General features: G+C 75.4%; 23 protein-coding genes. 7 read left to right on the forward strand and 16 right to left on the reverse strand.

All coding sequences use genetic code 11. The features are described from left to right. Positions 1 to 55: 55 nt before the first annotated feature. Positions 56 to 679, reverse strand: a complete 624-nt coding sequence (locus ACYVO2_RS23415; protein WP_461009910.1) for a DUF1360 domain-containing protein — start codon at positions 677 to 679, stop codon at positions 56 to 58. Between the two features lie 140 nt (positions 680 to 819). On the opposite strand from ACYVO2_RS23415, the gene ACYVO2_RS23420 reads away from it, so the two are divergent. Both ACYVO2_RS23420 and ACYVO2_RS23425 read left to right on the forward strand, forming a co-directional pair. Then, positions 820 to 1,938, forward strand: coding sequence for a baeRF2 domain-containing protein (locus ACYVO2_RS23420; RefSeq protein WP_461009911.1), 1,119 nt, complete (start codon positions 820 to 822; stop codon positions 1,936 to 1,938). 27 nt (positions 1,939 to 1,965) lie between these two features. Beyond that, positions 1,966 to 2,313 (forward strand): DUF2795 domain-containing protein, encoded by a 348-nt coding sequence (locus tag ACYVO2_RS23425; RefSeq protein ID WP_461009912.1) that lies wholly within the window; start codon positions 1,966 to 1,968, stop codon positions 2,311 to 2,313. Between the two features lie 65 nt (positions 2,314 to 2,378). Here the strand turns inward: ACYVO2_RS23425 and ACYVO2_RS23430 are convergent, their stop codons facing one another. Then, positions 2,379 to 2,750: a proteasome activator gene (locus tag ACYVO2_RS23430; protein ID WP_461009913.1), complete on the reverse strand. Its 372-nt coding sequence runs from the start codon at positions 2,748 to 2,750 to the stop codon at positions 2,379 to 2,381. Between the two features lie 127 nt (positions 2,751 to 2,877). On the opposite strand from ACYVO2_RS23430, the gene ACYVO2_RS23435 reads away from it, so the two are divergent. Further along, complete coding sequence (locus tag ACYVO2_RS23435) at positions 2,878 to 3,300, forward strand: CBS domain-containing protein (RefSeq protein WP_461009914.1); 423 nt, start codon at positions 2,878 to 2,880, stop codon at positions 3,298 to 3,300. 51 nt (positions 3,301 to 3,351) lie between these two features. Here the strand turns inward: ACYVO2_RS23435 and ACYVO2_RS23440 are convergent, their stop codons facing one another. The 4 genes from ACYVO2_RS23440 to ACYVO2_RS23455 form a co-directional block, all read right to left on the reverse strand. Continuing rightward, the gene (locus tag ACYVO2_RS23440; protein ID WP_461009915.1) at positions 3,352 to 4,215 is read right to left on the reverse strand and encodes a hypothetical protein; all 864 of its coding nucleotides are present in this window, start codon (positions 4,213 to 4,215) and stop codon (positions 3,352 to 3,354) included. Further along, the gene (locus ACYVO2_RS23445) at positions 4,212 to 5,498 is read right to left on the reverse strand and encodes a glycosyltransferase family 4 protein (protein WP_461009916.1); all 1,287 of its coding nucleotides are present in this window, start codon (positions 5,496 to 5,498) and stop codon (positions 4,212 to 4,214) included. Before ACYVO2_RS23445 ends, ACYVO2_RS23440 begins: the two co-directional genes overlap by 4 nt. Before the next feature lie 244 nt (positions 5,499 to 5,742). Beyond that, positions 5,743 to 6,075 (reverse strand): hypothetical protein, encoded by a 333-nt coding sequence (locus tag ACYVO2_RS23450; RefSeq protein WP_461009917.1) that lies wholly within the window; start codon positions 6,073 to 6,075, stop codon positions 5,743 to 5,745. 176 nt (positions 6,076 to 6,251) lie between these two features. Then, positions 6,252 to 7,169: a transglycosylase family protein gene (locus ACYVO2_RS23455; protein ID WP_461009918.1), complete on the reverse strand. Its 918-nt coding sequence runs from the start codon at positions 7,167 to 7,169 to the stop codon at positions 6,252 to 6,254. A 267-nt stretch (positions 7,170 to 7,436) separates the two neighbouring features. On the opposite strand from ACYVO2_RS23455, the gene ACYVO2_RS23460 reads away from it, so the two are divergent. Both ACYVO2_RS23460 and ACYVO2_RS23465 read left to right on the forward strand, forming a co-directional pair. After that, positions 7,437 to 8,291, forward strand: coding sequence for a hypothetical protein (locus ACYVO2_RS23460; RefSeq protein WP_461009952.1), 855 nt, complete (start codon positions 7,437 to 7,439; stop codon positions 8,289 to 8,291). Positions 8,292 to 8,606: 315 nt separating this feature from the next. Next, positions 8,607 to 8,918 carry a hypothetical protein gene (locus ACYVO2_RS23465; protein WP_461009919.1) on the forward strand — a complete coding sequence of 104 codons (312 nt, stop codon included), beginning with the start codon at positions 8,607 to 8,609 and terminating at the stop codon, positions 8,916 to 8,918. Positions 8,919 to 8,950: 32 nt separating this feature from the next. On the opposite strand, the gene der is transcribed toward ACYVO2_RS23465, so the two are convergent. The 5 genes from der to aroH all read right to left on the reverse strand — a co-directional run bounded on the left by der (position 8,951) and on the right by aroH (position 13,500). Next, entirely contained in the window at positions 8,951 to 10,429 is a 1,479-nt protein-coding gene (gene der, locus ACYVO2_RS23470; RefSeq protein WP_461009920.1) for a ribosome biogenesis GTPase Der, read from the reverse strand. 58 nt (positions 10,430 to 10,487) lie between these two features. After that, a complete protein-coding gene (locus tag ACYVO2_RS23475; protein ID WP_461009953.1) occupies positions 10,488 to 11,090 on the reverse strand; it encodes a lysophospholipid acyltransferase family protein in 603 nt (200 codons plus the stop codon). A gap of 59 nt (positions 11,091 to 11,149) precedes the next feature. Continuing rightward, on the reverse strand, positions 11,150 to 11,893 hold the full coding sequence (cmk, locus tag ACYVO2_RS23480) for a (d)CMP kinase (protein WP_461009921.1): 744 nt from the start codon (positions 11,891 to 11,893) through the stop codon (positions 11,150 to 11,152). Between the two features lie 121 nt (positions 11,894 to 12,014). Then, entirely contained in the window at positions 12,015 to 13,100 is a 1,086-nt protein-coding gene (locus ACYVO2_RS23485) for a prephenate dehydrogenase (protein WP_461009922.1), read from the reverse strand. A gap of 37 nt (positions 13,101 to 13,137) precedes the next feature. After that, positions 13,138 to 13,500: a chorismate mutase gene (aroH, locus tag ACYVO2_RS23490; RefSeq protein ID WP_461009923.1), complete on the reverse strand. Its 363-nt coding sequence runs from the start codon at positions 13,498 to 13,500 to the stop codon at positions 13,138 to 13,140. A gap of 155 nt (positions 13,501 to 13,655) precedes the next feature. On the opposite strand from aroH, the gene ACYVO2_RS23495 reads away from it, so the two are divergent. Further along, positions 13,656 to 14,018: a DUF952 domain-containing protein gene (locus ACYVO2_RS23495; protein ID WP_461009924.1), complete on the forward strand. Its 363-nt coding sequence runs from the start codon at positions 13,656 to 13,658 to the stop codon at positions 14,016 to 14,018. Between the two features lie 77 nt (positions 14,019 to 14,095). Continuing rightward, a complete protein-coding gene (locus ACYVO2_RS23500; protein WP_461009925.1) occupies positions 14,096 to 14,482 on the forward strand; it encodes a DUF5709 domain-containing protein in 387 nt (128 codons plus the stop codon). Positions 14,483 to 14,525: 43 nt separating this feature from the next. On the opposite strand, the gene ACYVO2_RS23505 is transcribed toward ACYVO2_RS23500, so the two are convergent. The 5 genes from ACYVO2_RS23505 to ACYVO2_RS23525 are packed head-to-tail and all read right to left on the reverse strand — an operon-like array spanning position 14,526 to position 19,171. Then, positions 14,526 to 15,641, reverse strand: a complete 1,116-nt coding sequence (locus ACYVO2_RS23505) for a pseudouridine synthase (RefSeq protein ID WP_461009926.1) — start codon at positions 15,639 to 15,641, stop codon at positions 14,526 to 14,528. Then, the gene (gene scpB / locus ACYVO2_RS23510) at positions 15,641 to 16,366 is read right to left on the reverse strand and encodes an SMC-Scp complex subunit ScpB (protein ID WP_461009927.1); all 726 of its coding nucleotides are present in this window, start codon (positions 16,364 to 16,366) and stop codon (positions 15,641 to 15,643) included. Before scpB ends, ACYVO2_RS23505 begins: the two co-directional genes overlap by 1 nt. Then, on the reverse strand, positions 16,363 to 17,772 hold the full coding sequence (locus tag ACYVO2_RS23515; RefSeq protein WP_461009928.1) for a segregation and condensation protein A: 1,410 nt from the start codon (positions 17,770 to 17,772) through the stop codon (positions 16,363 to 16,365). The genes scpB and ACYVO2_RS23515 overlap by 4 nt, the downstream gene beginning before the upstream one ends. A gap of 5 nt (positions 17,773 to 17,777) precedes the next feature. Then, complete coding sequence (locus ACYVO2_RS23520) at positions 17,778 to 18,263, reverse strand: hypothetical protein (RefSeq protein WP_461009929.1); 486 nt, start codon at positions 18,261 to 18,263, stop codon at positions 17,778 to 17,780. Then, entirely contained in the window at positions 18,248 to 19,171 is a 924-nt protein-coding gene (locus ACYVO2_RS23525; RefSeq protein WP_461009954.1) for a ParA family protein, read from the reverse strand. The genes ACYVO2_RS23520 and ACYVO2_RS23525 overlap by 16 nt, the downstream gene beginning before the upstream one ends. Positions 19,172 to 19,371 lie beyond the last annotated feature (200 nt).

A 19,371-nucleotide genomic window follows, 5' to 3' on the forward strand; every position in this document is an offset into this window, starting at 1 on the left:
CTCCTTCGTCGCCCCTCCCGGGGTGCTGTTCGGTGTGGTCGTCACCCGTCCCTCCTCAGGCGTCTTCCCTCCGCTCCGGCGCCGCGCCCGGCCGGTCGCCGCCGTCCTCGTGGTCCTCCGGCGGGTCGTTCGCCCCGGCCAGGGACGCGTAGCCGAACTGGAGCGCGTCCGAGCCCGCCATCGCGGTCAGCGACGCCGCGGCGAGCCGGGTCGCCCTCGGGCACAGCGCCAGGCCCGCCACCAGCGTGGTCGCCACCCAGGTGCCCAGGCAGAACGGGCACGTGACCAGCTCCCCCAGCGCCTTGCGCGGCCCCGTGCCGCGCACCTCCTCCGCCAGCTCCGCCGGTGCCCGCACCCCCTGGTAGCGGGTGAACGGCGCCCGCAGCGGGCTGGTCACCGGCCCCTTGGCGAGCAGCCGGCTGAGGTGGAACGTGGCGACGGTGACCAGGGCCAGGTCCCAGGGTTCGACCCGGTCCGGCGCCCGCCGCCCGGTGCACCGGCCGAGCGCGGACAGCGCCGCCGCGTAGGCGCCGTAGCCGGTCATCGAGGCCAGGTAGCCGCCGAGCGGCCGCTCGGTGCCGCCCGTGTACGCCGCCCGCTCCCTGCGCAGCCTCGACCGGAGCCGTTCCCGCAGGCGGGCGGGGGCCGCGGGTCCCGGCGCGCTCCTCGTTTCGTCCATGCCGTCCTCGGGTACCCAGCGCGTCGCGCCGCATTCCTGGTGCTGCGCCGGCATTCGCCCCGCTTCCTGTGGGTACGCGGACCCGGGCACCGGGTGTCACCCCAGCGGTGACCATGCCCCCTACGCAGTCGAGGACGCTCATGGAACTCTCGTCACTGAAGCCCCTCTTCGACCGGCCGGGACCGTGGGCCTCGGTTTACGTGGACACCTCCCGCGAGACGGAGGACGCGCGGCAGTTGTCCCGGTTGCGGACGCGTGCGGTGGCCGACCGGCTCAAGGAGCAGGGCGCCGATCCGCGCACGGTCCAGGTGCTGCTGGACGCGCTGGCCCGCATGCCGGCCTCCGGTGCGCCGCCCGGCAGGGCGCTGTTCGCCGCGGACGGCGAGGTCGTCGTCGACCAGCCGCTGGCGCACCCGCCGGCCGGGGTGGACGCCTGCTGGTCCGCGCTGCCGCACCTGGCGCCGCTGGTCACCCTCGCCGGGGACGAGCCCGCCCTGCTGGTCGCGCACCTGGACCGCAAGGGCGCCCGGTTCGAGCTGTGGCGGCTGCTGGAGCGGGAGGACAAGGGCGAGGTCCGCGGCGAGGAGCACCTGCTGCACCGGGCCAAACGCGCCGACTGGTCCTCGAAGCACTCCGACTACAAGATCGAGGACCGCTGGGAGCACAACGCGGGCCTGGTCGCCGAGCAACTGGAACGGCTGTGCGGGCAGACGGACGTCGACCTGATCGTGCTGGCCGGCGGCACCCGCGAGCGCAGGTACGTGCACGAGCGGCTGCCCGCGCGGCTGGCCGACATCGCCCTGGAGACCGGGCCCGAGCCGCGCGAGGAGGACCTGGCGCGGGCGCACGACCGGTGGCAGCGGGCCCGGCTGGAGGCCGCGCTCGACCGCTTCCAGTCGGGTCGCCGCCGGCCCGGCGGCGACCGGCACGAGGGCAGCGGCCCCGGCCCCGCGGCCGAGGGGGTGCCCGCGGTGCTGGACGCGGCGCGGCGCCACCAGATCGACACGCTGCTGGTCCGGCCGGACGCCCTCCAGGGCGGGCGCGAGGTGTGGATCGGCCCGCTGCCCGACCACGTCGCGGTGCGGCGCAAGGAGATCGAGGCGATGGGCGTCGAGGCGCCGCGGGCCGCGCGCGCGGACGACGCGCTGCTGCGCGCGGCGGCGGCCACGGACGCCCGGGTGCTGGTGCTGCCGGAGGGCACGGTCGCGCCCGCGGGCGGTGTGGGCGCGGTGCTCCGCTGGAGCGACGAGAGCCGGTGACCGGCAGGCAGGAGGAGGACCATGGTCATGGAGCGAGGCAGTGACCGCCTCGGCCCGGCGCGGGACGAGGAGATGAAGCACCAGCTCCAGGGGATGCTGCGGTCCAACCACTCCACGCACGTGGAGGAGTGGAACGACCCGGAGCCGCCCGCCGACGACGACCCCGAGCTCTTCCAGGCCGTGGCGGACGTCCGCGTCGAGCTGGCCCGGCTGTTCCGGCGCGCCGACTTCCCCGCCGACCGGGAGCAGTTGGTGCGGGCGCTGCGCGAGCGGCACGCCCCGGACCGCTGGGTGGAGCTGCTGGAGACCCTCCCGGGCGGGACGCGGTTCGACCGGTTGCAGAGCGTCGTGGACCACCTGGGCGAAGGGCGGTGAGCACGCGCCGCCGCGTCCGCCCCCGGAGCGGGCGGACGCGGCGGCGCGTGGCCTCCGGGCGGCCGCTACAGGTAGCTTCCCCCGTCGGGCCCCGTGCCCAGGGAGGGCCGCGGAGCCGCGGCCTTCTTCAGCGTCATGGCGGTGCGGATGCCCGCCCACAGACCGTCGAGCCAGCCGACCAGTTGGGCCTGGGCCAGCAGCAGCTCGGAGTCGCTCGGCGCCTCGGGGTCGGCGAACGGCTCGGCCAGCCGCCGCAGCTCGGCGACGAGTTCGGGGGCCAGCGCGTCCTCGAGCTCGCCGACGGCCCTGCGCAGGCTGGCGCGCAGCCAGGCCCGGCCCGCCGTGTCCGGCGGGCGCGCCCGGGCCTCTCCGAGCAGTTCCTTGACCATCTCCTCGATGCGCACCACGCGCGCCGGTTCGGCCACCTGATCGGTCATGCGCCCGGAGTACCCGGGGTGTCGCGGGGAAAACGCCTCCGGCAAGGGGCCCCGCGGCATGGGCCGCGCGTGTCGCGGGTACCGCGGAACGGTGCCAGGCAGGGGGCCAGGCAGGAGGTTATCGACGATGGCTCACATGGTGCGCGACCTGATGACGGCCGGTGTGACGGCGGTCAGGCCGCAGGCGTCCCTGACCGAGGTGGCGCGGCTGATGCGCGACCACGACATCGGGGACGTGGTGGTGGCCAGGGGCGACGACGTGCTGGGCGTGGTCACCGACCGGGACATCGTGGTGCGCGCGGTGGCCGAGGGCGCGGACCCGCACCTGGCCACCGCGGAGTCGGTGTGCAGCAGCCCGGCGGAGACGGTCTCGCCCGAGGACGACGCGGAGTCGGCGGCCCGGATGATGCGGGAGTTCGCGATCCGGCGGCTGCCCGTGGTGGACGAGGACGGCCGGCCGGTGGGCATCATCACCATCGGCGACCTGGCCGGTGTGGAGGACCCGTCGTCCACGCTCGCCGACATCAGCTCCGCCCAGCCCAACCGGTGACGCCCCCGTCCGCGGGCGGCGGACGGGGGCGGCGGACGGGTACGCCCGAGGTCAGACGGTGACCTCGAGCGACAGCTCGTTGCTGATCGTGTAGTAGGGGCGCACGGTGGCGCCCTCCACGGTGCGGGCGGGGTAGCGGAAGACCTGCTTGCGGTCCGCGACGTCGTCGAGCAGCCGGGCCACCCGGACCAGGGCGGCGCCCTCGGCGGGGCGGACGAACAGGTCCCACGCGCAGGGGGCGCCCGGCCTCGCGTCCAGCAGGCTCCCGTAGTCCACGGAGAACGACACCCCGCCGCCCGCCAGCGCGGTCACCGGGCTCTCCACCGTCAGGCCCCGCTGCTCGCGGCAGCGCGCCACGGCCGCCCCGCCCGGTCCCGGCACGGCGTTGAACAGCTCGGCCCGCACCGTCACCGCGGCCTCGCGCACCTGGAGGGCGCCCGCCTCGGCGTGCTCCTGCCGCAGCCAGGCGCGGACCGTGAGGTTGCCCTCCTTGGTCCGGTACGGGACGCGCACGGCGACCGGCCGCCCCTGCGGTGGCCGGTGGCCGAGGAGCGTGCGCAGGTCGTTGAGGCCGGAGCGCACCCGTCGCCGGACGGCGTCCCCGGGGCGGTCCAGGACGAAGGCGTCCCAGCGGCCCTCGGCGAGCGCCTCGCCGTCGGCCGGGAGCACCGCACGCCGCAGGTGGCCGCCCTCGACGGCGGTGAGCGGCAGTTCCACCAGCCGCTCCTCCGCCCCGTCGCCCTTGTCCCGCAGCTTCAGCAGGAGCCTCGGGTCGGCGGCGTCCCCCGGCTCCAGGTCGAAGACCAGGCCGCCGTCCGCCGTCGCGGTGCACTCCGCCCGCGGGCCCTCCACGACCTTCACCGCCGTCGTCTCCCGCCCCACGGCCCCCGCCGTCCGCTCGTGCTGTGTCGTCATGTCGTCGCCTTCTTCCCCGTCAGGGCCCCGGCGGCCGCCCCGGCCCGCCGGCCCGCGGCCTGCCGCCGCGCCGCCACCCTGTCCTTCGCCGCGTAGGCGCCGGCGAGCAGCGCGGCGCCGATCCGGTGCCGCAGCACCCGGCCGCCCCGGTGCTGCTCCAGCAGCTCGGTGAACAGCCGCTCGGCCTTCTCCGCCACGGGCAGCGGGTCGTACCTGGCGGCGTTCACCCGGGCGGCGCTGCCCATCCTGCGGCGCAGGTCCTCGTCGCGGATCAGCTCCAGCAGCGCCTTGGCCACGGCGTCGGCGCTGCCCGGCTTGACGAGCCTGCCGTCCACGCCGTCCTTGATGATCTCGGGCGGCCCGAGCGGGCACCGGGTGCTCACCACGGGCAGGCCGCAGCGCATGGCCTCCACGATCGTCATGCCGAAGCCCTCGAAGCTGGAGGTGACGGCGCCGATGGAGCCCTTGGCCCACTCGGCCTCGATCGGCGAGGCCGGGCCCATGAGGAACACGTTGTTGTACAGGGCGCGGTCCTCGATGACCTTGCGCAGCCGGTCGGACTCCTTGCCCGCGCCGTAGATGCGCAGCGTCCAGTCCGGGCACTCGGCCACGACCTTCTCGAACGCCCTGATCAGCAGGTCGTACCGCTTGACCTTGGTCAGCCGGCCGGCCGCGATGACGACCTTGCTGCTGCCGTCCGCCGGGGGGATCCCCGGCTCGGGCACGCTGTTGGGCAGCGCGTCGATGCGGACCCCGGGCAGCCGCAGCTTGCGCCGGTAGGCGGCGGCGTCGGCCTCGGTCACCGTGGTGAGGGCGTTCAGCCTGGGGTAGAGCCGGCGGATGTCGAGCTTGAGCTGCGCCGGGTGGGTGTCCAGGGTGAGGTGCTCCTGGCCGACCAGCACGGTGCGGCGCGAGCCCTGAAGCGCCAGGTGGGCGTTGAGGCCCGGGCGGGTGGCCACCACGATGTCGGCGTCGGTGTCCCGCAGGTACGCGCCGATGCGCTGGTCGCTGAGCTCGCTGTACTGGTGGTGGCGGTGGTCGGAGGTGGGGAAGACCTTGGCGGGGCGCTGGTGCAGCGGGTCGTCCTTCTCCACGCGCAGGTCCACCAGCGGGGTGAGGCGCACCCGGGGGTCCACGTCGAAGGCCGGTCTGTCCTTGTGCCGGAAGACCGTGGCGATCTCCACGTCATGGCCACGGTCCGCCAGGCTGTTCGCCAGGTTGATCGTGGTGCGTATCGTCCCCCCGATCCCATAGATGTTGTGTATCAGGAGTGAGATCTTCATCCTGCCCCGTTCCTGCTCCGCGCGGCCCACACGTCCGCCTTGCGGATCATCAGACGGAGAATCCACGGCAAAGGTTGCGCGCACTGCGGACAATCTGATGAATCTGTTCCTCAAACGTTAAGGAATCGGTAACCGGAGCCAGGCAACCGCGTATGCGGATACCCCGTAGGGGCCCGGTCAGCCCCGGGGCGCGGCATCCGTACCCGGGTGGGCGACACGGGCCGCGGGAGCACCGCGGCGCCGCTCAGCAGGCGGGGTCCTCCGGCGGGCCGCCGTCCAGGCGCACCAGCTCGCACACGGTGCGGAACGACACCTTCCACACGCCGTCCCTGAGCACCGCCATGCCCGGGGCGTCCCGCAGCACGGTCCGGCCCTCCAGGCGCAGCGCGTACCGCACCTCCGCCTGCGTGGACGAGGCGAACCGCACCGAGCGGACCCGCGCCCGCACCTGCCTCGCCCGCGGGTCCCGGCCGAACGCCTGGACGAGCGACTGGAGCCGCTCCCCGTCCTCCAGCAGCGCCGCCTTCTCCTCCAGCGGCGTGGCCGGGTCGAAGAACCGCTCCCAGTCGCGGGTCACCTCCTCCCGCGCGGTCCCGGTGTCCGAGGGCGCGGCGCCCGGTGCGCTCCGCCCGGGCGAGGCGGCGCGCCCCGCTCCGTCGCCACACCCGCACAGCGCGAGCAGCAGCGCGGGCGGGACCGCGGCGGCGCGCAGGGCACGACGCCCGCGTGCCGGGCGTGCGGGGGCCACGGGCCTCACCGGGCGGCGGGCCACCGGCCCGGGCGGGCGGCGCGGGACCCGTGCTGCGCCCTGCGCCGCAGCCTGCGCCCGCCGAGCACCCCGGCCTGCGCGGCAACGGCGACGAGGGTCTCGCCCGACCCGCCGGAATCCGCGGCCCGCCGCTCGCGGGGCGCCGCGCAGCGGGGCGGCGCGGTGCGCAGCGGCGTCACCAGGCCGCAGGAGCGCCCCGGCGCGGGCCGGACCGGCGGGCCGCCGGCGACGCGGGTGATGTGCAGGGCGCCGTCCACCGCGGCCCGGCGGCCGTCACGGGCCGCCCGCGGGGGCGGCTGCCGCGGGCGGGACTCACCGTGCGGGGACGCCGCGCGGGAGAAGGTCCCGCGGGAGGCGGCCGTGGGCGAGGAGGCGGGGCGGGACGGCGCGGTGCGCGAGGCGGCCGGGCGGGAGGCGGCCGGGCGCGTGCGCTCCCGCTGCCGGGGGCGGGCCTCGTCCCCGCGGGCCGTGCCGTGCCGGGCGCCGCCGCGCGCGGTCTCGGGGGACGGCCTGCCCACCCGCGCCCCCTCCCGGCGCGGGGTCCGCCGCTGCGTCCCCTGTCCGCTCGCGGCGGCCTGCCGCGGCTCGGCCGTCCCGGCCCGGGACCGGCCCGCCTCCGCCGGCGCCCCGGCCAGCGCCCGGCGCCCGCAGGTGGGCCAGGCGCCCCAGCCCTGCACCCGCAGCACCCGCTCGGCCACCGCGATCTGCTGCTCGCGGCTGGCCAGGTCCGCGCGCGGGGCGTGGCGCAGCCCGCCGAAGGCGACCCAGGTGGGGTGCCGGAACTGAAGTCCGCCGTAGTAGTTGTTGCCGGTGTTGCTGTTCCATCTGCCGTTGCTCTCGCACTGCGCGATCCGGTCCCACACACCGGGCCGTGATTCCGCGCGCGCGGTGTTCTGCGGCAAGAGCAGAACGGTTGCCAAAGCTGCACCCGCCAAGGAGACGACAGTCCTTTTGTTACACAAAATGAGTTGTCGCATTTCGTCAATTTATGCGGGTGTTACAGATATTTATGAGCTTTTCCTGCAAGGCGCGCCGGAACCACCGCCCGAACGGCGGAAGGCGGGCGCGCCGGGGTCGCGCCCCGTGACCACGCCCCCGGCGGCCCGTTGTCTGTGACAAAGCCGGGAGAGGCCCGGCGCCGGAGAAACCAGGAGCCGTCCGTGCCGTCCATGCTCGATGTCAGCGACGAGGTGCGCGCCGAGATCGGCGACGAGGAGGCCGACCGCCTGCTCGCCGGCGACGGCGCTCCGGACACCTACGACTGCACGTCCTGCCGCAGTCCGGGGGACGCCGCCCGCGAGCGCACCAGCACCGTGTTGTTCGTCGGCGAGGAGACGGCCGTGCTGGCCTTCGCCCACGCCGCGTGCGTGGCCTCGCAGGTGGTGCAGGTCACCGAGGAGCAGTTGCGGGGCGCCGTCCGGAGCATCGCCGGGCGGGAGGCCGAGCAGGCCGCCGCCGTCCCCGCCGGGGTGCCCGCCCCCGCCGGGCCGCCCCCCGCGCCCGTGTCCATCCCCGTGGTCTCCCCGCCGCCCGGGGCCGCGGCGCCGCCGCGGCCCGGCGTGCTCAACATCACCTGCGGCCTGGTGCTGTGCGAGGGCACCAGCCGCCCCGCGCTGGTGGTGGAGCCGTCCGGGCCGGTGGTCAGGCCGGGCAGCACCGGGGGCGCCGACGAGTTCCTGCCGCTGCTGATCGAGCACGGTTTCACCCCCGTGCACGACGTGGAGCGGGCGCCGACGGAGCTGCCCGCCTGGTCGGTGCTGCTGGCCATGGGCAAGCTGCACGCGGTGCTCCAGCCCGATCCGCGGGGCGCGGGCCAGACCACCTGGTGGCAGGCCCACCAGCCGCTCCAGGTCTCCGAGACGTGGCGCGAGACGGCCAACCGCACCAACCGGGTCCTGGTCTACGCCGCCCCCGTCGGCGCGATCGGCCGCCAGCCCCGCGAGGACCTGCTGCGCGAGGCGATGGAACGCGCCGCCGAGCAGGGCGTCCTGCTCGGCGCGGTCATGCCCCTCACGGGCACCTGACCCCGGCGCCGCCCGGCCCCTCCCCCGCCCGTGTCCGGAGCGCCCCGAGCCCGCTCCGGACACGGGCGCACGCGTGCGCGGGGCGCGGAAGGGCGCGGAAGCCTCTCCGGCACGACCGCCCCAGCCCACCGCCCGGCACTTCCCGGCACCCCGGGACTTACGGGAGCCCGGAAAACCCATTCATCACAACCACGACATTCAGCTTAATAAGCCATTCGCGGCCCATTGTCCCAGCAGAGGGACCAACACCCGGAGAACGGATATTCCGGCTCATACGCCCGTATCCGACGACCCGCCCCGCTCGTTGGCGGATACGTGCACACCTTCGATATCCCCTCCCGCTCCCCCTATCCGGCCGCGATTCCGGCGATGCGCCCGCCGCAGGAGGTCCAGGAGCGCAGATCGAGCACGCCGATCTACGACGCGCTCTACTCCGAGTACCGCAGGCTGTTCCGCGCCCTGCCCGGCGACAGGTCCGGCGAGGAGGAGCTGCGGTTCACCGGCTTCGGGCCGCCCCAGCCGCAGCCGCACCCGTCCTGGGGCGAGGACCAGCGCCGGGGCGGGCAGCCCGCGCTGCCGCCGGGGACGCACGACGGCGGCCACGCGGGCCGCCCGCACGGCGCGTGACGCCCGCCGGGCCCGCGTGACCGCCCGCCGGGCTACTTCTTCCTGCCGCCCTTGCGGCCGCCGCGCTTCTCCCGCACCCGCACCGAGATCTGGATGGGCGTGCCGGTGAAGCCGAACTCCTCGCGCAGCCGCCGCTCCACGAACCTGCGGTAGCCCGCCTCCAGGAACCCGGAGGCGAAGAGCACGAACCGCGGCGGCCTGGTCCCGGCCTGGGTGCCGAACAGGATGCGGGGCTGCTTGCCGCCCCGGATCGGGTGCGGGTGCGCGGCGACCAGCTCACCGAGGAAGGAGTTCAGCCTCCCGGTGGGCACCCGGGTCTCCCACCCGGCCAGCGCGGTCTCGATGGCCGGGACGAGCTTCTCCATGTGCCGCCCGGTGCGCGCCGAGACGTTGACCCGGGGCGCCCACTGCACCTGCACCAGGTCGCGCTCGATCTCCCGCTCCAGGTAGTAGCGGCGGTCCTCGTCCAGCAGGTCCCACTTGTTGTAGGCGATCACCACCGCCCGCCCGGCCTCCACGGCCATGGACACGATGCGGGTGTCCTGCTCGGCCAGGGTCTCGCTGGCGTCGATCAGCACCACCGCGACCTCCGCCTTCTCCAGCGCCGCCGCGGTGCGCAGCGACGCGTAGAAGTCGGCGCCCTCGGTGTGGTGGACGCGGCGCCTGATGCCCGCGGTGTCCACGAACTTCCACGTCTTGCCGCCGAGCTCGACCAGCTCGTCCACCGGGTCGCGGGTGGTCCCGGCCAGCGGGTCGACCACCACCCGCTCCTCGCCGGCGATCTTGTTGAGCATGCTGGACTTGCCGACGTTGGGCCGCCCGAGCAGCGCCACCCGCCGCGGCCCGCCCACGGGCGTCCCGAAGGACTGCGCAGGCGCCTCGGGCAGCGACCGGAGGACGGCGTCCAGCATGTCGCCGGTGCCGCGCCCGTGCAGGGCGGAGACGGGGTACGGCTCGCCCAGGCCCAGGTTCCACAGCGCGTGGGCGTCGGCCTCCCTCGACGGGCCGTCCACCTTGTTGGCGCACAGCACCACGGGCTTGCCCGCGCGGCGCAGCAGCTTCACCACGGCCTCGTCGGTGTCCGTGGCGCCCACATTGGCGTCGACCACGAAGACCACGGCGTCGGCGGTGTCGATGGCGAACTCCGCCTGCGCGGCCACGGACGCGTGGATGCCCAGCACGTCGCGCTCCCAGCCGCCGGTGTCCACCAGCTTGAACCGGCGCCCGCTCCACGTGGCCTCGTAGGTCACCCGGTCCCGGGTGACGCCGGGCCGGTCCTCGACCACCGCCTCGCGGCGGCCGATGATCCGGTTGACCAGGGTGGACTTGCCGACGTTGGGGCGGCCGACGACGGCGACCACCGGCAGCGGGCCGTGGCCCGCCGCGTCGAGGTCCGACTCGACCTCCTCGAGGTCGAAGCCCTCCTCCGCGGCGATCTCCATGAACTCCGCGTACTCGTCCTGGCCCAGCTCGCCGTGCTCGCCGGAGCCGGAGTTGTGATCGTTGTCCATGAAGTCCGTCTTTCCTCAAAAGTCCGGTCGCCCGCGCCGCGCGCGGACGTGAAGAAGGCTAACCGCGCCCCAGGGCGGCCCTCGCCTGCTCCAGGTGGGCGGTGAGCCGCGCCTGGATGCGCTCGGTGGCCGCGTCCAGGGCCTTGCGGGTGCGCGGCCCCTCGCCGTCCCGCGCGTCGAACGGGTCCCCGTAGACGACGTCCACCCTGGCGCCCACCGGCGGCAGGGAGCCCACGAGGCGGCCCCGCTCACCGGTGCCGAAGCAGGCCACCGGCACCACGGGCGCGCCCGAGCGCACCGCGAAGTACGCCAGGCCCGCGCGCAGCGACGTGAAGTCGCCGTCGCCCCGGGTGCCCTCGGGGAAGATGCCGAGCGCCCCGCCGCGGTCGAGCACGCCGAGCGCCGCGGTGACGGCCGCCCGGTCCGCGCCCTTGCGGTCCACCGGGACCTGACCGACGCCGCGCAGGAACGGGTCCAGCGGCCCGACGAACGCCTCCTGCTTGACCAGGAAGTGCACCGGGCGCGGCGTGGTGCCGAACAGCAGCGGGCCGTCTATGCCCGCCGAGTGGTTGGCGGCGAATATCACCGGGCCGGACGCGGGCACCCGCCACGCGCCGAGCACGCGCGGCCGCCACAGGCCGTACATCACCCCGATCGCCATCCGCCGCCCGATCGCCACCCCGACGGTGCCGGGGACGGCGTCGTCCACGTGCTTTCCGCTCACCCGGCGGCCTGCTCCCGCTCCCCGCGCGCCCGCTCGACCAGCGTGACCACCGACTCCACGACCTGCTCCAGGGTGAGCTCGGTGGTGTCGATCTCGATCGCGTCGTCGGCCTTGGCCAGCGGCGAGGTCTTGCGGCTGGAGTCGGCGGCGTCCCTGCGGACCAGGGCCTCGCGGGTGGCCTCGACACCGACGGCCTGCTCGCCCTTGAGCTCCCCGCTGCGGCGGGCGGCCCGCGCCTCGGGGGAGGCGGTCAGGAAGATCTTGACGGTGGCGTCCGGGAGCACGGTGGTGCCGATGTCCCGGCCCTCCACGACGATGCCGCCGTCGGCCGCGGCCGCCACGGCGCGCTGGAGCTCCACCAGGCGGGCGCGCACCTCGGGCACCGCGCTGACCGCGCTGACCGCCGCGGTGACCTCCTGGGTGCGGATCGGCCCGGACGCGTCCACGCCGTCCACCGTGATGGTGGGGGCCTGCGGGTCGGTGCCGGAGACCACCACGGGCTTGCCCGCGGCGGTCGCGACGGCCGCGGCGTCCGCGGGGTCGATCCCGTTGCTCAGCATCCACCAGGTCATCGCCCGGTACATGGCGCCCGTGTCCAGGTAGCGCAGGCCGAGCCTGACCGCGACGGCCCTGGAGGTGCTGGACTTGCCCGTCCCCGACGGTCCGTCGATGGCGACGACGACCGCGTCCCGCGGCCGACCGGCAGTTTCCACGTGCGTGACCTTCCTTGTGTGTCCCATGGGGCCGACCCGATGACCATCACCCGTACGGGTGAATGGCGCGCGATCTCGACGTCCAAGGTTACTGGCAACCGAAGGGGCGGTTGCCCGGGGCGGTCCGGCCCGCGGCCCCGGGGCCTCCTCAGGCCCGCACCTGCCAGCCCCGCTCCCGCAGCGCGCCCGCCAGGGCGGGTGCCGCGGCCGGGGCGACCATGAGCTGCACCAGGCCCTGCTGCTGGCCGGTGGAGTGCTCGATCCGCACGTCCTCGATGTTGACCCCGGCGCGGCCCGCGTCGGCGAACACCCGGGCCAGCTCGCCCGGCTGGTCCCCGATGAGCACGGCCACGGTCTCATAGGCGGCGGGCGCGGTGCCGTGCTTGCCGGGGATGCGGGCCTGGCCCGCGTTGCCCCGGCGCAGCAGCCGCTCCACGGCCGCGGCGCCGCCGCGCCGCTTGTCCTCGTCCGCCGACTGGAGGGACCGCAGGGCGCCCACGGCCTCGTCCAGGTCGGCGGCGACCGCGGCCAGCACGTCCGCGACCGGCCCCGGGTTGGCGGCGAGGATGTCCAGCCACATCCCGGGCTCGGACGCGGCGATACGGGTCACGTCCCTGATCCCCTGCCCGGCGAGCCGCACCGCGGCGTCGTCGGCGTGCTCCAGCCGGGCCGCGACCATGCTGGCCAGCAGTTGCGGGGTGTGCGAGACCAGCGCGACGGCCCGGTCGTGGGCGTCGGCGTCCATCACCACGGGCACCGCCCGGCACAGCGCCACCAGCTCCAGCGCCATGTTGAGCGTCTCGGTGCCGGTCGCCGGGGTCGGGGTGAGGACCCAGGGGCGGCCCTCGAACAGGTCGGCGGTGGCGGCCAGCGGCCCGGAGCGCTCCTTGCCCGCCATGGGGTGGGTGCCCAGGTAGCGGCCCAGGTCGCAGCCCAGCTCCTCCAGCTCGCGGCGCGGCCCGCCCTTGACGCTGGCCACGTCCAGGTAGTGCCGGGCCAGGTCGCGGGCCTGGGCGTCGGCGAGGACCCGGGCGGTGCGCGCCGGCGGGACGGCGACGATCGCCAGGTCCACGCGGCCCGCCGGCTCCTCGTCGGTGCCCGCGCCGAGCGCGGCGGCGGTGCGGGCGTTGTCCGGGTCGTGGTCGAGCAGGTGGACGGTGACACCGCGCGCCGACAGGGCGAGTGCGGCGGAGGTGCCGATCAGTCCGGTGCCGATGACGGCGGCGGTGCGCATGGGGTCGAGTCCGTCCCTGGTGGGGTCGTCGCGGTCGCTACTGGGCGATGTCCCGCCGCAGCTCGGCGGCGGCGCCCAGATAGACGTGCGCGATGTCGCCCTTGGCCAGCGACGTCTCCACATGGGCCAGGATGCGCACCACTCTGGGCATCGCCCCCGGCACGTCGATCTCCTGGGCGCAGATCAGGGGCACATCGGTGATCCCTATCTTCCGCGCGCCCACCGCGGGGAAGTCGCTGTGCAGGTCGGGGGTGGCGGTGAAGATCACACTGATCAGGTCGTCCACCGACAGGCCGTTGCGCTCGATCATGGCGGTGAGCAGCTCGGACACCTGCTCGTGCATGTGCTCGGCGTCGTCCGTCCCGAGCTGGACGGCTCCGCGGACTGCCCGTACCGCCACTGGGCCACGCTCCTTCTGGTCTTCACTCGCGTCGTGCCCGTCCAGCCTAGCCAGTGCGGGCGCGGGCGCGGACCGGCGCCCACGGGACGAGACGGTCCGGCGTCCGCGCGGACCCGCCGCCGGGCGCCGCCGGGCCACGGTGGACACTGGCCCTCATGCTGTATCACTTGCTGCCCCTGGACGACTGGCTGCGCGACCCCGACCGGCCGTACGCCCCCGCCTCGCTGGCCACCGACGGCTTCGTCCACTGCTCCCCGGACGAGGCCACCCTCCTCGCCATCGCCGACGCCTTCTACCGGCAGACGCCGGGCCCGCTGATGGTGCTGCTCGTGGACGAGGACACCCTCGACCCCGAGGTGCGGTGGGAGGAGGCGGTGCCCGAGCCGCCGCCCGGCTGCGCTCCGGGGACGCTGTTCCCGCACGTCCACGGCCCGATCAACCGCGACGCGGTCGTCGGGATGATGGAGCTGGTGCGGGACGACGAGGGCCGCGCCGTCCGCCTGGCCCTGTGGAGCTGACCGCGGTGTGAGCCGAGCCCCGACGGGTACGCGTGCCGGTGCAGGGAACCAGACCAGCGACCGGTGGGAGGCTCGCCATGGCAGGCCACGACCCAGGCAGGAACCCCGAGGAAGAGGGCATCCCCGACCTCCAGGACGGCTCCCCCGAGCAGTACCGGGCCAGCGACCCCCAGCAGATGCCGGTGCCCGGCGACGAGCCGACGGCGGCGAACCGCTGGGGGACGACCCCCTTCGAGCAGCAGCACCCCGAGTCCCTGGACGAGCGGCTGCGCGAGGAGGAGCCGGACCTGACGGAGGAGGACGCCAGCGACGAGGTCGCCGACGAGGAGACGGGCCTGCTCAGCGACGACCCGGACTCGCCGCGGGCGCGCAACCAGGACATGTTCTCGCACCGCGACCCCCAGTCCGGCCTGTCCGCCGAGGAGGAGGCGGTGCACATCCCCGCGGACCAGGACCGGCTGTGACCGGACGGCCGTGACCGGACGGCCGTGACCGGACGCGCCCCGGTTACAGGCCCACCTCGCGCAGCAGCATGCCCACCTCGGTGTTGGTGAGCCGGCGCAGCCAGCCCGGCTTCTGGTCGCCGAGGGCGATCGGGCCGAACCGGGTGCGCACCAGCCGGTCCACGGGGAAGCCCGCCTCGGCCAGCATCCGGCGCACGATGTGCTTGCGGCCCTCGTGCAGCGCCACCTCCACCAGGTAGTTCTTCCCGGTGTTCTGCACCACCCGGAAGCTGTCGGCGCGGGCGAAGCCGTCCTCCAGCTCGATGCCCTCCTTCAGCCGCTTGCCCAGGTCCCGCGGGATCGGGCCGGTGATCGCGGCCAGGTAGGTCTTGGTGACGCCGTACCGGGGGTGGGTGAGGCGGTGCGCCAGCTCGCCGTGGTTGGTGAGCAGGATGATGCCCTCGGTCTCGGTGTCCAGCCGGCCCACGTGGAACAGCCTGGTCTCCCGGTTGGTGACGTAGTCGCCCAGGCACTGGCGGCCGTCGGGGTCCTCCATGGTGGAGACCACGCCCTCGGGCTTGTTCAGCGCGAAGAACAGGTGCCCCTGGGTCTCGACGGTCAGGCCGTCCACCTTGATCTCGTCCCGGTCGGGGTCCACGCGCAGGCCCTGCTCGCGCACCCGCTTGCCGTTGACCTCGACCCGGCCCGCGTCGATCAGCTCCTCGCAGGCGCGGCGGCTGCCCAGGCCCGCCTGCGCCAGCACCTTCTGGAGGCGCACGCCCTCCGGCTCGTCGAAGGTCTTCGGCGGGCGGGGGGCGGAGTCGCCCTTGGCCTGGCGGGCGCGGGCCGTCTCCTCCAGCCGCGCCTCGTAGTCGCGCGAGCGCGCGGGGCCGGGCCTGCCCTGCCGGGGCGCCTGCCCGCCGCGGCCGCTCCTGCCGCCGCCGGGCGCGCCGTAGGTGCGCTCCTCCGGGCGGGGGGCGCCGGTGCGCTTCTTCGCGCCGCCGCCCGCGCCCCGGGCGCCGGCGGCACCTCCGCCTCGGGAGCCCGCCCCTCCCCTGGCGCCCGCCCCTCCGTTGGCGCCTGCCCCTCCCTTGGCGCCTCCGGCGCCCTGCTGCCTGCCCGCGCCGCCCCGGGGATTCCCCTTGCCGCCGCTGTTCCTGCCGCTGCCACTGCTTCGCATCAAATGTCCGTCGTCGAGTGCCGGTGTTCGCCTGTCTCGGACGCCACCCCCTCCCCGGAGCCGTCCGCCTGCCGGCCGTCCCGGCCGGGTGTCCCGTCGTCGCCCGCCCCTTCGGGGTCTGCCCCGTCGAGGTCGGCGATGCCGGCGAGCGCCGCGGTCACCGCCGAGCCCTCCTGGGACTCGGCCTCCACTGCGTCCGCCTCGGGGAGGAACGGGGCGAGCTCGGGCAGCTCGTCCAGGCCGCGCAGGCCCATCCGCTCCAGGAAGTAGTTGGTCGTCCTGTACAGGATCGCACCTGTCTCGGGTTCCGTCCCACTCTCCTCCACCAGCCCCCGCTGGAGCAGGGTCCGCATCACGCCGTCGCAGTTCACGCCGCGGATCGCCGAGACCCGGGAGCGGCTGACCGGCTGGCGGTACGCGACCACGGCGAGGGTCTCCAGGGCGGCCTGGGTGAGCCTGGCCTGCTGGCCGTCCAGCACGAACCGCTCCACGGCCAGGGAGTACGCGGGCCGGGTGTAGAACCGCCAGCCGCCGGCGACCAGCCGCAGCTCGAAGCCGCGGCCCTGCACCGCGTACTCCTCGCACAGCTCGCGCAGGGCGGCGGCGACCTCGCGGCGCGGGCGCTCCAGGATCCTCGCCAGGTGCTCCTCGGTGACGGGCTCGTCCACCACCATGAGCACCGCCTCGAGCGCGGGCCTCAACTCGAGCTCGGCTACCGTCGTCATCGTCGCTCGCGCGTCCTTCGTGTACGGGGCTTGTCCTCGCCGTCGCCGGCGCCGTCGCCGGGGGACGGCTCCCTGTCGAACTCGTCGGTCACCACCGGCGGGGAGCCGCCGTCGCCGGTCCAGCTCACCAGCAGCTCGCCGAGGGCGAGCTCCTGCTCCAGGGCGACGGCCCGCTCACGGTACAGCTCGAGCAGGGCCAGGAAGCGGGCCACGACGGTGAGGGTGTCGGGGGCGTCGTCGGTGAGGGTGCGGAAGGTCGCCGAGCCCAGTCGCCGCAGCTTCGCCACGACCACCTCGGCCTGCTCGCGGACGCTGACCAGCGGGGCGTGGATGTGCTCGACGTACACCTCGGGCTTCGGCTTGGGCACCATCGCCTTCGCGGCCAGCCGGGCCAGGCCCTCGGGCCCGATGGTGAGGACCACCTCGGGCAGCAGGTCGGCGTGGTGGGGCTCCAGGCCGACGGTGCGGGGGTGGCGCAGCAGCTCGGCGGCCCAGCGGTCGGCGAGGATCCCGGCGACCTTCTTGTAGGCGCGGTACTGGAGCAGGCGCGCGAACAGCAGGTCGCGGGCCTCCAGGAGGGCCAGGTCCTCCTCGTCCTCCACCTCGGCCGCGGGCAGCAGCCGGGCCGCCTTCAGGTCGAGCAGGGTGGCGGCGACGACGAGGAACTCGGTGGCCTGGTCCAGGTCCCAGTCGGGGCCCATGGCCCTGATGTGGGCGATGAACTCGTCGGTGACCCGGGACAGCGCCACCTCGGTGACGTCCAGCTTGTGCCTGCCGATCAACTGGAGCAGCAGGTCGAACGGGCCCTCGAAGTTGTCGAGCCGCACCTGGAACCGCGTGCCGTCCGGTGCGGCGCCGTCCTCCGCCGGGCTCTCCCGCGGGGCGGGGCTTCCCGCGGCGGGGGCGTCCCCGGCGGTGGCGGGCGGGTCCGCGAGCAGCGTGCCGGTGCCGGCCTGCGCCGGCAGGACGGGGGCGGCGGCCGGCGGGGCGGCGGCCCGCGGGTGGGCGTCGCCGGGGGGCGCGGCGAGCCGCTGGCGGGGCACCGCGTCGTCCCGGCCGCCGGTATCCGGGCCGCCGGTATCCGGGCCGCCGCTGTCCGGGCCGCCGTGCCGGGGCGGGGCGGGCGCGGGCGGCCCCTCGGCGGGCAGCGGGTCGGCGGGCGGCGGGTCGGCGGCGCCGGGCGGCCGGGGCCTGGGCGGTGCCGCGAGCGGGCGGCGGGGCCTGGGCTCGTCCCGGGCGCCGGGGAGGGCGTCGGGCGCGTCGGCAGCGGGTCCGGCGGGGTCCGCGGGCGCGTCCGGGGCGGCGGGCGGCTCGGGCGGCTCGGGCGTCGGCGGGGCCGCCTCCCGCGGCGGGGTCGCGCCCGGGCCGAAGGCCAGGCGGCGGCGGGGCGGGTGGTGCTCGGACATGGGGCTCAGCGGCCGCGCAGCCGGCGGACGAGGATGCTGGCCTCGCCGCGCGACTCCAGGTCGGCCAGCACCACGGCGACGGCCTCGCGCACGATCCGGCCCCGGTCCACCGCGAGGCCGTGCTCGCCGCGCAGCACCAGCCGCGCGTGCTCCAGGTCCATCAGCTCCTCGGCCGAGACGTACACCGTGATCTTCTCGTCGTGCCGCTCCCGCCCGCTGGGGCGGCGGGCCGCGCCGCGGCGCCTGCGCGGCGCGGCGGCGGACGCCGCGGGGGCCGGCTCCTGCGCGGCGCCGCGCCCGGAGTGCTCGGCCGTGCCCTGCTCGCCCGGGCCCGCGCCCTTGTCGTCCGCAGACTCGGGCACGGAGCGCAGCCGCTCGCCCGCCGCCTGGCCGGCTTCGCCGTTGTGCTGGCGCTGCGTGGGCTGCAACGCCATTCCCCCGGTGGTACGGAACAGTTCGTCGGCCCCCGGGAGACTCACTCGGCGTGGCACCGGGCGAGCACCTCCCTGGCGAGTTGGCGATAGGCGGCGGCGCCCACGGAGTTGGAGGCGTACGTGGTGATGGGCTCGCCCGCGACCGTGGTCTCGGGGAAGCGCACGGTGCGGCCGATGACGGTGTGGAACACGTGGTCGTCGAACGCCTCCACGACGCGGGCCAGCACCTCGCGGCTGTGCACGGTGCGCGAGTCGTACATCGTGGCCAGGATGCCGTCCAGCTCCAGGTCCGGGTTGAGGCGCTCGCGGACCTTCTCGATGGTCTCGGTGAGCAGCGCCACACCGCGCAGCGCGAAGAACTCGCACTCCAGCGGCACGATCACCTTGTGCGCCGCGGTGAGCGCGTTGACGGTGAGCAGGCCCAGGGACGGCTGGCAGTCGATGACGACGTAGTCGTAGTCCTGGATCAGCGGCTTCAGGGCGCGCTGGAGGGAGGACTCGCGGGCCACCTCGCTGACCAACTGGACCTCGGCCGCCGACAGGTCGATGTTGCTGGGGAGCAGGTCCATCCCCGGCACCGCCGTCTTCAGCAGCACCTCGTCGGCGGCCAGGCCGCGCTCCATCAGCAGGTTGTAGACGGTGACGTCGAGCTCCATCGGGTTGACCCCGAGGCCGACGGAGAGGGCGCCCTGCGGGTCGAAGTCGACCAGCAGCACCCGGCGGCCGTACTCGGCGAGCGCGGCACCCAGGTTGATGGTGGAGGTGGTCTTGCCGACCCCGCCCTTCTGGTTGCACATCGCGATGATCGTCGCCGGGCCGTGGTCGGTGACCGGGCCCGGGATCGGGAAATACGGCAGGGGACGGCCCGTCGGGCCGACCCGCTCGCGGCGCTGGCGGGCCGCGTCGGGCGCGAGCGTGGCCGCGTACTCCGGATCGGGCTCGTACTCCGCGTCGGGGTCGTACAGCCCTTCCTGGAGGTCGCTGTCGTAGTCGACGAAGGGGTCGGGGTGTTCGCCGCCGGGGTGGGCGTCGGCGGGGACGGCGCTCACACGTTCCACGCTCTGCTGGGCGGTGAATGTCCGGATCGCGACGGAACCGACGGCGTGCAGTCCTGGTTGACCACCCTCGGGAGCAAATGTCGACTCATTCACAAGTCGTCTTACCT

It is taken from the genome of Streptomyces capparidis, assembly GCF_054782095.1.

Coding starts and splice junctions, on each gene's coding strand:
- ACYVO2_RS23415 (WP_461009910.1), bottom strand. CDS start 679: ATGGACGAAACGAGGAGCGCGCCGGGACCCGCGGCCCCCGCCCGCCTG.
- ACYVO2_RS23420 (WP_461009911.1), top strand. CDS start 820: ATGGAACTCTCGTCACTGAAGCCCCTCTTCGACCGGCCGGGACCGTGG.
- ACYVO2_RS23425 (WP_461009912.1), top strand. CDS start 1,966: ATGGAGCGAGGCAGTGACCGCCTCGGCCCGGCGCGGGACGAGGAGATG.
- ACYVO2_RS23430 (WP_461009913.1), bottom strand. CDS start 2,750: ATGACCGATCAGGTGGCCGAACCGGCGCGCGTGGTGCGCATCGAGGAG.
- ACYVO2_RS23435 (WP_461009914.1), top strand. CDS start 2,878: ATGGCTCACATGGTGCGCGACCTGATGACGGCCGGTGTGACGGCGGTC.
- ACYVO2_RS23440 (WP_461009915.1), bottom strand. CDS start 4,215: ATGACGACACAGCACGAGCGGACGGCGGGGGCCGTGGGGCGGGAGACG.
- ACYVO2_RS23445 (WP_461009916.1), bottom strand. CDS start 5,498: ATGAAGATCTCACTCCTGATACACAACATCTATGGGATCGGGGGGACG.
- ACYVO2_RS23460 (WP_461009952.1), top strand. CDS start 7,437: ATGCTCGATGTCAGCGACGAGGTGCGCGCCGAGATCGGCGACGAGGAG.
- der (WP_461009920.1), bottom strand. CDS start 10,429: ATGGACAACGATCACAACTCCGGCTCCGGCGAGCACGGCGAGCTGGGC.
- ACYVO2_RS23475 (WP_461009953.1), bottom strand. CDS start 11,090: ATGGCGATCGGGGTGATGTACGGCCTGTGGCGGCCGCGCGTGCTCGGC.
- cmk (WP_461009921.1), bottom strand. CDS start 11,893: ATGGGACACACAAGGAAGGTCACGCACGTGGAAACTGCCGGTCGGCCG.
- ACYVO2_RS23485 (WP_461009922.1), bottom strand. CDS start 13,100: ATGCGCACCGCCGCCGTCATCGGCACCGGACTGATCGGCACCTCCGCC.
- ACYVO2_RS23495 (WP_461009924.1), top strand. CDS start 13,656: ATGCTGTATCACTTGCTGCCCCTGGACGACTGGCTGCGCGACCCCGAC.
- ACYVO2_RS23500 (WP_461009925.1), top strand. CDS start 14,096: ATGGCAGGCCACGACCCAGGCAGGAACCCCGAGGAAGAGGGCATCCCC.
- ACYVO2_RS23505 (WP_461009926.1), bottom strand. CDS start 15,641: ATGCGAAGCAGTGGCAGCGGCAGGAACAGCGGCGGCAAGGGGAATCCC.
- scpB (WP_461009927.1), bottom strand. CDS start 16,366: ATGACGACGGTAGCCGAGCTCGAGTTGAGGCCCGCGCTCGAGGCGGTG.
- ACYVO2_RS23515 (WP_461009928.1), bottom strand. CDS start 17,772: ATGTCCGAGCACCACCCGCCCCGCCGCCGCCTGGCCTTCGGCCCGGGC.